Origin of the sequence: Mycobacterium paraterrae (genome assembly GCF_022430545.2) — a bacterium.
Taxonomy (GTDB): Bacteria; Actinomycetota; Actinomycetes; order Mycobacteriales; family Mycobacteriaceae; genus Mycobacterium; species Mycobacterium paraterrae.
This window is the reverse complement of record NZ_CP092488.2, coordinates 4,543,002-4,555,336: the sequence shown is the minus strand read 5'-3', so window position 1 is coordinate 4,555,336 and position 12,335 is coordinate 4,543,002. Positions and strand designations below refer to the sequence as shown.

Here is a 12,335-nt window from a genome sequence, read left to right as displayed (position 1 = left end):
GCCATCGGTGGTGCACGCTGCACAGATCACTGCGGATCTCGCTGGCCGGGAGCAAGCTATGCAAGCTATTTCGATTACCTGATCGACAGCCCGGTAATTGCCCGACCGATTACCAGCCGCTGAATCTCGCTGGTGCCCTCGAAGATGGTGAAGATCTTCGCGTCGCGGTGCATCCGTTCGACGGGGTAGTCGCGGGTGTACCCGTTGCCGCCGAGAATCTGGATCGCCTCGTCGGTCACGTACACCGCGGTCTCGCTGGCATACAGCTTCGCCATCGAACCCTCGGCCGAGGTGAACGGCTTGTTGTTGCGTTGCATCCAACTGGCGCGCCAGACCAGCATCCGGGAGGCGTCAATGCGGCTTTTCATGTCGGCCAATTTAAAAGCGACAGCTTGGAATTCGGCGATCTTGCGGCCGAACTGCTCTCGCTGACCCGAGTATTCGAGGGCGTATTCGTAGGCCGCCCGGGCAATGCCGAGCGCCATCGCGCCCACTGTCGGCCGCGTCCGTTCGAACGTCATCATCGCGGCCTGGCTCGAAGTCCGGTGTCCCTCTTTGATTCGCGCGATGCGGCTCTCGAACTTCTCGCGGCCGCCGAGGATCAGCTCGCCGGGGAGCCGGACGTCGTCGAGCACCACTTCGGCCGTGTGCGAGGCCCGAATGCCATGTTTCTTGAACTTCTGTCCTTGTGACAGCCCCTTGGTGCCGGGCGGCACGATGAACGTCGCCTGCCCGCGGGTGCCCAACTCGGGCTCTACGGATGCCACCACAACGTGGACGTTGGCGATACCGCCGTTGGTCGCCCAGGTCTTGGTTCCGTTGAGCACCCACTCGTCGGTGGCTTCGTCGTATTTGGCCCGGGTGCGCACGGCGCCGACGTCTGAACCGGCGCCGGGCTCTGACGAGCAGAACGCGGCCAACTGAGGATCGCCAGGACTACCGAACATCTGCGGCAGCCACTCGCCGATCTGTTGCGGCGTGCCGTTCGCGGCAAGGGCGGCCGCGGCCAGGCCGGTGGCCATGATGGACAGAGCGATCCCTGCGTCGCCCCAGAACATCTCCTCGAAGACGGTGGGCATGCCGAGCCCGCTGGCTTCACCCGCCATCTGTGCGAACAGGTCCGGCGTGTACAGCCCGACCTTGGCTGCCTCCTGAATGATGGGCCACGGCGTCTCTTCGCGCTCGTCCCATTCGGCTGCCGCCGGGCGGATCACCGTGTCGGCAAACTCGTGCACCCAGTCACGGACCTGCACCACTTCGTCCGACAGCTCCAGCGAAAAGGTCGCGTCCATAACGGCTCCTATCAGGCGTCGTGCCCGCAGTCAGGTGGCACCCGTCGGGTTCGGCCACTGGCGCATACAGTAAACGTTTGTATACTGAATGGACAAACCGGCAGCTCAGAGGGATCCCAGACGAGGGGTCCGGGCAGCGATGAAGCTGTTCAGCCATCGTGACCACCGTCGAGGCGTAAGGGGGACAATGCAGCGCAGCGACATCTGTGCCGTCGGCGATCTGGCGGGGGAGGCGACGACGGTGCTGACCAACCTCGTGCGAGGTATGCACGCGGGCATCGCCGGTCGGGTGTTCAACTCGATCGGTCCGTCGGCGACTCCGACCCGGACGATTCACGATGGCATTTCCCGGGCGGTCTACACCGGGGTCGACCATGGCCTGCGCGGGGTTACCCGTGCGGCGGGCGTTGTCGCCGCAGAGATCTGGGGCGACGAAACCGATGAGGCGCTGGAATCGCGTTCGGACTCCGTCGGCGCCGCCATCGCCGCGGTGAACGGGATCTACGGCGACGAGCTGAGCGACCTCGAGAATCCGCTCGCCGGCGCCATGGTGATCCGATCCGGCGGTAAGTCGGTGGCGCTGACCACCGACGCGTTGACCGCAGCCTACCCAGACGCCACCGGTCGGGTGGTGGTCTTCGTGCACGGATGGTGCATGAACGAGCAGGCTTGGTCGCGGCGCGCCCGCGACGCCGACGACACCCGCAGCTACGGCGAGCGTCTGCGCGAGGACCTGGGTTACAGCCCAATTCTGTTGCGCTACAACACCGGACTGCACATCTCCGTCAACGGCCGCACCTTGGCCGATGTCCTCGAGCTGCTACATGACAGATGGCCGATTCCGGTCGCCGAACTGGTGCTGGTGGGCCACTCGATGGGCGGACTGGTCGTGCGCAGCGCGTGCCACTACGGCGCCGATGAGGAGCATGCCTGGACCGCGAAGGTCAGCAAGGTGGTGTGCCTGGGTTCGCCGCATCTGGGCGCAGATTTGGAGAAGGGCGTCAACGTCGCGTCGTGGCTACTGGCCAAGTTGCCCGAAACTCAAGCGATCGCAGCCTTTTTGAATGCTCGTAGCGATGGGGTGAAGGATTTGCGCTACGGGGCGTGCCTCGATGAGGACTGGCTCGATGCCGACCCCGACGAATTCCTTCGCGACCGTTGCCACGAGGCGCCGTTTCTGCCACATGCCACCTATCACTTCGTGTCGTCCACGGTGGCGCCGTCGTTGCTCGGAATGATCGCCGGCGACCACTTGGTAAGGTCCAACAGCGCTGCGGGCCTTGGCAAGTCGCGACGCATCCCGTTTCAACCCGAGCTTGGTCTGACCCTGACCGGGCTCAATCACTTCGATCTGTTGAACCACCCGCTGGTCTACGCCAAACTCCGCGATTGGTTGTCTCCGTCAACGCTGCCGTGCGGCGTCGGCGATCAGGGCCGCGACGTCAGCGGCGACCGCTAGCGACCGCTCATCCGTGGCGGCGTAATAGCGCCCGGCCGCCGGGTCGTACGCCGCGCCGGCAATCGACCCGTGGTCGGCTGGAAGCTCGAGGACCCGGGCGGGCCAATGGTGTTGCTGCAGTGCCGCGGCGAATTCATGCGCTACCGACAGCGGTATCACCCGGTCGTCAACTCCGTGAAGCAACGTGAACGGCGTCGGGTCGGCCGCGTCGTGGAGTTGCTCAGCCGGGCGCTCGCGGGAGATCGGATCGGCGACCATGAACGCGCCGGCTAGACAGACGGTATGCGAGAAGGCGACACCGTGCTGGTGCGCCTGGATGGTCAAACCGGCTGCCGCCAGCCCGCCCATCGACCACCCGACCAGCACGACATGGTCGGCGTCGTCGGCATGCGACCGGGTGAATTCCACCGAGGCCAGCAGGTCGGCGCGTCCGCCATCGGCGTTCGCGGAGTTCCAGTCCGGGGCGACGACGGCCAGACCGTGGCGCGCGATGAGTTCGGCGAGCGACCGAACCGAGGAGCGCGCATCGGCCTGTTGGCCGTGCCATAGCAGAACCATTGGTTGGGTTGGATCACCGAACACGTCGGCCGAACGACCGGCGGCGTATTCGACGGTCTGCATACGGCGTGGCGGCTCGGTGATTATTTGGGCGGCGCCGGTGCGGGAGGCGGCGCCGGCGCGGGAGCCGGTGGCGCGGCGGGCGCGGACGCGCCGCCACCGCCAATCAGCGAGTTGAGAATACCGAGTCCCAGACTGGCCTGCTCCGGTGATTTACCGGGGTCAGGGACCGCGGCGTCGTTTTTCTGCCAGGCCTGACAGCCATCCGTCTTGAAGGTCTTGTCGGTCGGCTCAATCCGCACGATCTGCGGCTTCTTGCTCATCGCATTGTCGAGGGGCTGTGTGGTGTCATCGCCTAGACGCTTCCAATAGCAGACACCGCTGCCGATTGGGCCAGCCGAGGTGTACACACCCGGAACGATGTCCGTTCCGACGTTGTAGACGCCGTCTTTGTCGATGGTGGTCTTAGCCGGCGCGGGTGCCGGGCCATGGCCCGGCGGCGGTGCTGGCGCGGCAGGTGCCGGGGGAGGCGGCGCCGGTGTGGGATCGGCCGCTGCGGGACCGACTGACGCCATCCAGCCCAGCGCCGTGAGCGCCGACGCGACGGCGAAGGTTGACTTGGATGTCACGAATAGCAGCATACGGACTTCGCGAGATGGACGCCGAAGCGCGACTGACCGACTAGGCGGATTTGGTGAAGAGCGGCAGCAGAAGACGACGCCGGGCAGTGGTGGCGTCGGCGAAGAACTGCAATGCCTCGTGCACTGTCGTGGCGGTCGGGAAGTTGATATCGCCGCGCGTGACCAGCAGCGTGAGGCTCACAGCCTGGCTCGGGATGAGCGCCCAGTCCAGGCCCGCCGCAGCACACGCTTCGTCGACGGCGTACAGCAGCCGCACAGCTTGCCCACCGAAAGTGTCAAGGCCGCTCAGGTCGAGCACAAAAGGCTTGTCCGGCAAGTTGAAACGTTCGGCGTATTGGATGACCTGATCCACGTTGCTCGCATCGATGGAGCCGGTGATAGTCACCACCGTGGCCAGGTGTCGGCACTGAGCCCGCACGAGTGCGCCGTTGCAATCGAAAGGAAGACGAGCGTGGCGCGGCGCCGCGTAGGCTGCCGACTTGATCGAGTCGTCCATTTTCGCGCTCCCCATTCCCCAAACACTGCTACTGCAAAACCGGGCTCGGCGATGATCCCGATCTGTTTGAGACGCTAATTGCCTACTCTAAGGTCACCTGTTCCAGCGTTTAATACTTCGGTAAGAAACAATTTCACTTGCCCGCAACATAGTTCGGGCGCGCGCATCAGCTCTGTGCCCAGCCGTCCCAGTACGTGATGGTCTCCGCCGGCGGACGTGCGGCCGGTTTGAAGTCGGTGCCGATCGTGTAAGCCACTGGGAACAGCGCCGCCTGTGTGACAGTGTCGGGAATCCCCAGCAGTTCGGCCACCTCCCGCTCTTTGGCCAAATGCATTGTGGTCCAGACTGATCCAAGTCCTCGCGACCGTAGCGCGAGCATGAAGCTCCAGCCGGCCGGAATGATCGAGGCCCACGCCGACGACGCGACCACCGGGTCGTTGCCGTCGAACCGGCGTTGCAGGCAAGGGATGACGTGCACGGGTACATCGGCCAGCGTGTCGGTAAGGGTGAGCGCGCTGCGCAACACGCGTCTGGTCTGTGGGTCGGACTCCGAGGCCGCCATGCGCGGCAGGTATTGCTCGCCGATGCTGCGATAGATCTTCGCGATCGCGGCGCGCTTACCGGGGTCTGTGATCACCAGCCAGCGCCAGTCCTGTGCGTTGCTCGCAGTGGGAGCCTGCATGGCGATCTGCAGGCACTCCATGATCACGTCTCGACCGACCGGCCGGACCAGGTCGAGACGTCGGCGAACCGAGCGCGTGGTGGTCAGGAGCTCGTCAACCGACGCGATGTCCACGCATGCGAGCCAACCAGATGGGCATCTTCGATGTCCAGGTTATCCGTAGGGCGGCGCGTTGACACCCAGGGACGTTGGCGCCCTTCAACGGCTAATTCGTTGGCTCGAACCAAGATTCGTCGCTCTTCGCCTGCTGTGTCGGTGCCGATGACACCGTTGGGACGCACGTCTCGGATCAGCCCGATCGGCCCGCCCGGTAATCGTTCGGTGGCACACCGGGTCGGCGGCTCGCTATCGCCTTGACGCACTGATACCCTGCCAACGCCGTTACCTATAACGATGCGCCACGGTGATCAGCCGCCGATGGCCACACGGAGAGATGCTGTGCGCAGCGGAGACATCAAGGCCCTCACGGGACTTCGCATCGTCGCTGCGGTGTGGGTGGTCCTGTTTCATTTCCGCCCGCTGCTTCGCGACGCCGTTCCGGGATTTCTCGACGCGCTGACGCCGGTGCTCAACTGCGGAGCGCAAGGTGTCGACCTGTTCTTCATCCTCAGCGGGTTCGTGCTGACGTGGAACTACCTCGATCGAATGGGGCGCGCGTGGTCGACCCGCGCGACTCTGCATTTTCTATGGCTCCGGCTGGCCAGGGTGTGGCCGGTGTACCTGGTCACGCTGCACCTGGCCGCGCTGTGGGTCATCTTCACGCTGCACGTCGGCCACATACCTTCTCAGGAGATCTACCGGTTCACTGCAATCAGCTATGTGCGTCAGGTTCTATTGACGCAGCTGTGGTTTCAGCCGTTCTTCGACAACTCCAGCTGGGACGGCCCGGCGTGGTCGATCAGCGCCGAGTGGCTGGCGTACCTGTTGTTCGGCCTTCTCGTGCTCGTCATCTTCCGGATGGCCCGGGCGACCCGGGCCCGAAACCTGGTCTGGTTGGCCGTCGCGGCCTCGCTGCCTCCGGTGATGTCGCTGCTGGTGACCGGTCAGTTCTATACCCCCTGGAGCTGGCTGCCGCGCATCGTCATGCAGTTCACCGCCGGGGCGCTGGTCGCCGCCGCGGTCAGTCGTCTGCGGCTCACTGATCGTGGCCGGCGCGCCGCGGGCTACTCCTCGGTGATGATGATCGCCGGTATAGCAGGCTTCCTGTACTGGTCCGACGCGCATCCGCTCCACGGCGTCTCCGACACCGGCGGTCTGGTCGACATCTTGTTCGTGCCGTTGGTGCTGACGCTGGCGATCGGCACGGGCAGCCTGCCCGCACTGTTGTCGACCCGGCCCGCGGTCTACGGCGGCCAGATTTCATTCTGTCTGTACATGGTGCACGAGTTGGTGCACACCTGTTGGATATGGACGGCGCAACAGTTTGACCTGACCATGTCGGGCAAGGACGGAAAACTACTTTTATCCGCCGTGCTCGCGGTGACGTTGCTCGCCGCGGCCGGGCTGTATCACGCCGTCGAGGAACCGGCCCGGCTGTGGATGCGGCGAATGGTCGGCGATGGGCGGCCGATAGTGGACACCGATGCCGCACCCCATGGCTCTGGCGGCAAGTTGCAAGCGATCGACGGATCCCACGACGGACGGCCGAAATCCGTTTCCGCGCGCGCGGGCTGAACGTGGCGCGGTGACGCGAGTGATACTGCGCGCCGAGTTTGATCAAGTACGATCCCTTAGGCGCGAGGCCTTCTGTGCCTCGCGTTCGTCGACACGGTGGGGGCCTTGCCAGCGTTGGCTGACCCGTTGCGCGCCACCTGTGTCGACGGCGCAGTTCGTCGTAACTTCAGCGATGCCGCTGACCCAGACAACCGACGCGGCCGAGGTGGTGCACAGTGCAGGTAACGGTGAGCCGAGTGGCCGCAGCTGTGGTCGCGGCCGCGGTTGCCGTCGGAGCGGTCACCCACGGTCCCGCGGCGTCGCGGTCGGTCAAGACCGTCGCCCGTGGAACGCCCATCGAGCATGTCGCGGTGATCGGCGACTCGTACACGACCGGCACCGACGAAGGAGGTTGGGGAGCCAACGCGTGGACCAATCGTGCCTGGCTGACGCTTGCGCGCCAAGGCGTTCAGGTCGCCCCCGAGGTCGCCTCGGAGGGCAGGGCCGGCTACGCGGTCCGTGGTGACCATGGCAGCGTGTTCCTGGATCTGACGAATCGCGCAGTGCACCCTGACGATGCGCTGGTGGTGTTCTTCGGCTCACGCAACGACCATGGCGTCGACCCCGCGCAGATGACGGCGATGGCGCACGACACGCTGGATCTGGCCCGGCGGATCGCTCCATCGGCAAAGTTGCTCGTCATCGGCCCGCCGTGGACGGATTCCGACCCGCCGGCGGACGTGCTTTATATCCGCGACATTCTCAGTGGCCAAGCTCGGGAGCTCGGAGCAACATTCATCGATCCGATCAGCGACGGTTGGTTCGTGGGGCGGCCCGAACTGATCGGTCCCGACGGGGTACATCCCAACGATGCCGGACACGCCTACATGGCGGAGAAGATCGCTCCACTGATCCACGCGCAGCTGTCACGGCGCTGACTTCGCCCGCGAGCCGAGCCGTTTCGCGGTCGCCCGTCGCGGGTACGACGGGGTGCACGAGTCGGAAGTGGAGATCACAGATGAAATCTGTTCGCACGGCGATGACACTGTCTTGTGGCGCCGCATTGATGGCCTTGGCCGTGGGTTGCGGCAGCCATGACAAAGGTGGCCCCAGCAGCACGACGACGACCACGACGACCACGCCGTCGTCCAGTGTCTCGCCGGCGCCGGGCGGCCCCGGTGCCGGTTCCGGTGGTGGAGGACCCAACGGCGGTGGCGGCAGTGTCCCCGGCGGCCCCACCGGTGGCGGCGGGCCCGGCGGCGGTGGCGGCGGTGTACCGGGTGGCCCGAGCGGTGGCGGCGGGCCCGGCGGCGGAGGCGGCTGCGTGCCCGGAGTGGGCTGCGGCGGCGGCGGACCCGGCGGCGGCGGGGGCAGCATCCCCGGTGGCCCGAACATCCACATCCCCTAATCGCCCGCCGGGAAACTACCGGACATCCTTGGTGAAAATCGAGGCGTCAACTCCCTCCTCCCGATGCCCGAACGGGATTAGGGTCGGGACAACTCGACCGCTAGGGGACCGCTCATGGCCAAGCTCAGGTTTGGGTATTTCATCGCGCCGTTCCACCGCGCCGGAACTAATCCCACGCTGGCCATGCAGCGGGACCTTGAATTCGTCGAGCACCTCGACGCGCTCGGCTTCGACGAGGCGTGGATCGGGGAGCATCATTCGGCGGGCAGCGAGATCATCGCCTCGCCGGAGATCTTCATCGCTGCCGCGGCGGAGCGGACCAAATGGATCAAGCTCTGCACCGGCGTCATCTCGCTCGCCTATCACAATCCGCTCTGGGTAGCCGACCGGTTGATAATGCTCGACCACCTCACTCACGGCAGGGTGATCGGCGGCGTGGGTCCCGGTTCGCTGCCCAGCGACTCTTCGATGATCGGGTTGACGCCTACCGACACGCGAGAACTACTGGAGACCAACCTCGACATCGTCGTCCGACTGTTGCGCGGCGAGACAGTGTCGGCGAAGACGCCTACGCACGAATTGCACGACGCACGCTTGCAACTCGCCGCGTACTCCGACGGGGGTGTGCCGCTGGCGGTGGCCGCGGTTGCTTCGCCGACCGGCGCGCGACTTGCCGGCAAGCACGGCATCGGCTTGCTGTCCATCGGTGCGACGCTGACCATCGACGGCTTCAATGCCCTTCAGTACCACTGGGACATTGTCGAAGAGCGCGCGGCGGCGTTCGGCACAACGGTCGATCGTCGCAACTGGACTTTGGTCAGCCCGTTCCACGTCGCGGAAACCGAGCAACAAGCCCGCGCGGACGTCAAATTCGGGCTCGCGCCGTGGTTTCGGTATTTCCAGAAGGTTGCCGCATTCCCGCAGATGACTATGCCTGGCGAGCAGATCGACGAGATGATCGATGTGATCAACGGCAACGGCGCCGGCGTGATCGGGACGCCCGAGCAGGCCCGCGAGCAGGTTCAGCGGATGTGGGACCAGTCGGGTGGCTTCGGCTGCATGCTACAAATGGGCCACGAGTGGGCGAATCCGGCGGCCACGAAGCGATCGGCGGAACTGTTTGCCGCCGAAGTGATGCCGCATTTTCAAGGTCAGGCGCAGCCGACGTTGGACGCCGCCACCCGCGCCAGCGAGGTGCGCGAAGGCCTCGCACAGTCGCAGAATGATGCCGTCGCTCACATGACCAAGAAGTATCAGGACGAAATCGCCTCGAAATAGCGGGGTTTCGGCATCAGCCGAAGTTGACCCCGAACCAGTCCCGAAGGATAGGGCGGAGTTCGTCGGTATCGGGCTGCGGCTCGGACGACGCCCAGGCCACGTAAGCGTCGGGACGTATCAGCAGCGCGGTGGCCGCGACGTCACCGACCGCGCGGCCGGAGACAACCGTCACCCGTTCTGCCGCAGCAATATTCGCGTCGGCTATGCAAGCCTGCTCGGTGAGGTCGATCAGCAGCGGGCGGCCGCTACGCGCCAGCTCGGCTATCCTTGTCCTCGAGCCGTCGCTCTCCACGGAGAAATCGGGCACCCAATGCCCGGCCAACGGATGCGCCCCGAGCTCGTAGCGGTTGTCGTTGCCGGACAGCAGGTCACTGATCCGCTTCGCGTTGTTCGGGTCGTCGAGAAGTTCTGCGAACATTGCGCGTAGCGCCGTGATCTCTGTGCCCGGGCGCACCAGCGCCAATTGGGCACGGCTATGCATAATGACTCGCTCGGCGGCGGGGCGGCGCTCAGTCTGATAGGTGTCGAGCAGTGTTGGCTCCGCGCCGCCGCGGATGACGGCTGCCAGCTTCCAGCCTAAATTCACCGCGTCCTGTAGGCCGAGGTTGAGACCGGGTCCACCCATCGGGGAGTGGACATGAGCCGCGTCGCCGACCAGAAACACCCGGCCGGATCGGTAGTGCTCGGCAATCCGCGAATTGATGCCGTGGAAGCGCCGTAGGTCAAGTGGTGCATCCGGCGACACCGGCGTCAATGGGATATGGACTCCGGCAACACGTTTCAGGCTCATTTCGAGTTCATCCAGGCTGACCGGGTGTTCGTTGTAGGCCTCGTCGTGGCCGTCGAGCCGCTCCTCGTGAGCCGATGGATCCAATTCCATCGTGAGCACGATGGCTCGGTCGCCGAGTCGACGGCAGGCGAACACGCCACGCTCGGCGCGGTGGAACAGCGTGGCCGGCAGCGGTTCACGTCCCGGGATGTTCAACGTGCCGGTGACCGGGTCCACCCAGTCGGCCGGCGGCGCGACGCCGAATGCCATCCGGGCTACCGCGTCGTGCGACGTCATTCCTGGAAACTCGATCCCGGCAAGCTTGCGGGTCTGACTGGTACCACCGTCGGCGCCGACGAGATACTGCGCGGTTAGCTCATAGGAACCGTCCGGCCCGTCAACGCGCACGACGACGCTGTCGCCGTCCTGCTCGAACCCGGACAGCCGGTGGCCCCAGCGGATATCGATGCCTTGGTCGCGGACTCGCTCGGCGAGTAACTGGACCAGCCGAGGTTGTTGCACAAGCACCATGAAGTGCTGAGGGTCTGGCACGCCCGTCAGATCCAATGTCATCGCGGCGAACATCACCCACGAAGAAGGCGCCGGGGGATCGGCCGTACCGGATATTGCGGCGTAGAGACCGCGATGGTCGAGCAGCCGAACCGCTTGGCCGGTAACGCCATTGGCGCGCCGTTGCGGGTTGGGCACCGGCGACGGTTCGAGCACGATCGGCCGGATACCGGACAAACCGAGCTCATTGGCCAGCATCAAGCCATTCGGGCCGGCCCCGGCAATAACGACGTCATACATTTAGGCCAGCTTACTGATCCGCCATCGGGTATGCCAAGCTTCTTGATTCAGCCGAGCCGCAAGATGGCGGTCGTGACAGCCAAGCCCAGGTCGATCACCGCGGGTGCTGTCTCACCAGCACGGTCTGGCGCCCTCGCGTGAAATACAATGGCGCCCAACAAGAATAGGGCAGCATCAACGCCGTGACGACTACTGTGGCGATCACCGCTACGCGGTAAGCGCCTCGCTACCCGATACCGGTGGCGGATGCGAAGGCGCGGAGTTCGCGTTCGATGTCGGATCCCGCTGGTTGGTAAGCCACTTCGGTGACCCCGGCGGCGCGGAGGCCGCGTATCCAGTCGCCCACCTGATCGGTGGTCCCGGTCAGCGCCGCGGCGCTCGCCATTGGGATGAGCTCGGAGACGTAGGGCTCGTCGCGTGCATTGGCCTTGACCAAGTGCCCTTCGTGGATGGCGAGATGTCGCTCATTCTCGGGATGTTGCTCGACCGACTCCCGCCATCCCCGCCCGCCCGGAAGCCCGTCCACGGCAGCGGCGCCACCGCGCTCGTAGACGGCGTGATAAATCACCACCGTCCCGGGACCGGCAGCGTCGATCACCCGGGGCGACGTCAGCTCTTCGTCCGCGTCGAGCACCGTCCCGAAGCACAACAGCGCCCGCCAGTCCACGGCGTTCACCGCGTCGGGTTGCGGCACGGTGGCAGAGAACACGCCATCGCCCAGTTCGGCCGCTACCGCCAAGCCCTTGGGTCCGTCGGCTCCGATCAGGATCGGCACGGCGATCGGACGTTCGGCCCCGTACCCGTAGGGTTGCATCATCCTGATCCGTGCGCCGTCCCACTCGACGGTCTCTCCGGCCAGCAGAGCTTTCAGGCAACGGACGTAGTCTGCGACCTGCCGCCACGGCAATGGCCGCTTGCCCAACGAGAATCGACCGGTGAAACCGGAACCGACCGCTACCGCCACGCGACCCGGTGCCTGATCGGCGAGTTCGGCGATCGCGGCGGCATTGACCATCGGGTGGCGCAGACTCGGAACGAGCACGCCGGGTCCCAGGCCTATCCGTGAGGTGCGCTCGGCGCAGCGGGCAAGAATCATCCAGACGTCGGGATACAGGGCGGGAGAGTCGTAGAGCCACGCCCGCCGATAACCGAGCGACTCGGCCAGCTCCACATGCGCCGGGGTGTCCGAGGAGGTGGCGAATGCACACGAGATGTCCATCACCGGACCCTAACCGAGGCAAGCCTCCCCAGAGCTTCGTCGGTGGTAAACGAAATGGGCCGTCACTTCG

12 protein-coding genes are annotated in these 12,335 nt (G+C 65.4%); 5 read left to right on the top strand and 7 right to left on the bottom strand.

Annotated features, from left to right (window positions below; translation table 11 throughout):
* Positions 1–74: 74 nt before the first annotated feature.
* Positions 75–1,292, bottom strand: coding sequence for an acyl-CoA dehydrogenase family protein (locus MKK62_RS22000; protein ID WP_240263721.1), 1,218 nt, complete (start codon positions 1,290–1,292; stop codon positions 75–77).
* A 187-nt stretch (positions 1,293–1,479) separates the two neighbouring features.
* Here MKK62_RS22000 and MKK62_RS21995 point away from each other — a divergent pair, with 187 nt between their 5' ends.
* The gene (locus tag MKK62_RS21995; protein WP_240263722.1) at positions 1,480–2,751 is read left to right on the top strand and encodes an esterase/lipase family protein; all 1,272 of its coding nucleotides are present in this window, start codon (positions 1,480–1,482) and stop codon (positions 2,749–2,751) included.
* On the opposite strand, the gene MKK62_RS21990 is transcribed toward MKK62_RS21995, so the two are convergent.
* The 4 genes from MKK62_RS21990 to MKK62_RS21975 form a co-directional block, all read right to left on the bottom strand.
* Complete coding sequence (locus tag MKK62_RS21990; RefSeq protein WP_240263723.1) at positions 2,695–3,372, bottom strand: alpha/beta hydrolase family protein; 678 nt, start codon at positions 3,370–3,372, stop codon at positions 2,695–2,697. The genes MKK62_RS21995 and MKK62_RS21990 overlap by 57 nt on opposite strands.
* 20 nt (positions 3,373–3,392) lie before the next feature.
* The gene (locus tag MKK62_RS21985; RefSeq protein ID WP_240263997.1) at positions 3,393–3,884 is read right to left on the bottom strand and encodes an Rv1352/Rv1906c domain-containing protein; all 492 of its coding nucleotides are present in this window, start codon (positions 3,882–3,884) and stop codon (positions 3,393–3,395) included.
* A gap of 106 nt (positions 3,885–3,990) precedes the next feature.
* On the bottom strand, positions 3,991–4,446 hold the full coding sequence (locus MKK62_RS21980) for an STAS domain-containing protein (protein WP_240263724.1): 456 nt from the start codon (positions 4,444–4,446) through the stop codon (positions 3,991–3,993).
* A 166-nt stretch (positions 4,447–4,612) separates the two neighbouring features.
* The gene (locus tag MKK62_RS21975; RefSeq protein WP_240263725.1) at positions 4,613–5,242 is read right to left on the bottom strand and encodes a nitroreductase family protein; all 630 of its coding nucleotides are present in this window, start codon (positions 5,240–5,242) and stop codon (positions 4,613–4,615) included.
* A gap of 303 nt (positions 5,243–5,545) precedes the next feature.
* On the opposite strand from MKK62_RS21975, the gene MKK62_RS21970 reads away from it, so the two are divergent.
* The 4 genes from MKK62_RS21970 (at position 5,546) to MKK62_RS21955 (ending at position 9,467) form a co-directional block, all read left to right on the top strand.
* Positions 5,546–6,802: an acyltransferase family protein gene (locus MKK62_RS21970; protein ID WP_240263726.1), complete on the top strand. Its 1,257-nt coding sequence runs from the start codon at positions 5,546–5,548 to the stop codon at positions 6,800–6,802.
* 227 nt (positions 6,803–7,029) lie between these two features.
* Positions 7,030–7,719, top strand: a complete 690-nt coding sequence (locus MKK62_RS21965; RefSeq protein WP_240263998.1) for an Rv0518 family GDSL lipase — start codon at positions 7,030–7,032, stop codon at positions 7,717–7,719.
* Between the two features lie 80 nt (positions 7,720–7,799).
* Positions 7,800–8,189, top strand: a complete 390-nt coding sequence (locus MKK62_RS21960; RefSeq protein WP_240263727.1) for a hypothetical protein — start codon at positions 7,800–7,802, stop codon at positions 8,187–8,189.
* A gap of 114 nt (positions 8,190–8,303) precedes the next feature.
* Positions 8,304–9,467, top strand: coding sequence for an LLM class flavin-dependent oxidoreductase (locus MKK62_RS21955; protein ID WP_240263728.1), 1,164 nt, complete (start codon positions 8,304–8,306; stop codon positions 9,465–9,467).
* 13 nt (positions 9,468–9,480) lie between these two features.
* Here the strand turns inward: MKK62_RS21955 and MKK62_RS21950 are convergent, their stop codons facing one another.
* Together MKK62_RS21950 and MKK62_RS21945 are read right to left on the bottom strand one after the other, a co-directional pair.
* Positions 9,481–11,046: an FAD-dependent monooxygenase gene (locus MKK62_RS21950; RefSeq protein ID WP_240263729.1), complete on the bottom strand. Its 1,566-nt coding sequence runs from the start codon at positions 11,044–11,046 to the stop codon at positions 9,481–9,483.
* 226 nt (positions 11,047–11,272) lie between these two features.
* On the bottom strand, positions 11,273–12,265 hold the full coding sequence (locus MKK62_RS21945; protein ID WP_240263730.1) for an LLM class flavin-dependent oxidoreductase: 993 nt from the start codon (positions 12,263–12,265) through the stop codon (positions 11,273–11,275).
* Between the last annotated feature and the right edge of the window lie 70 nt (positions 12,266–12,335).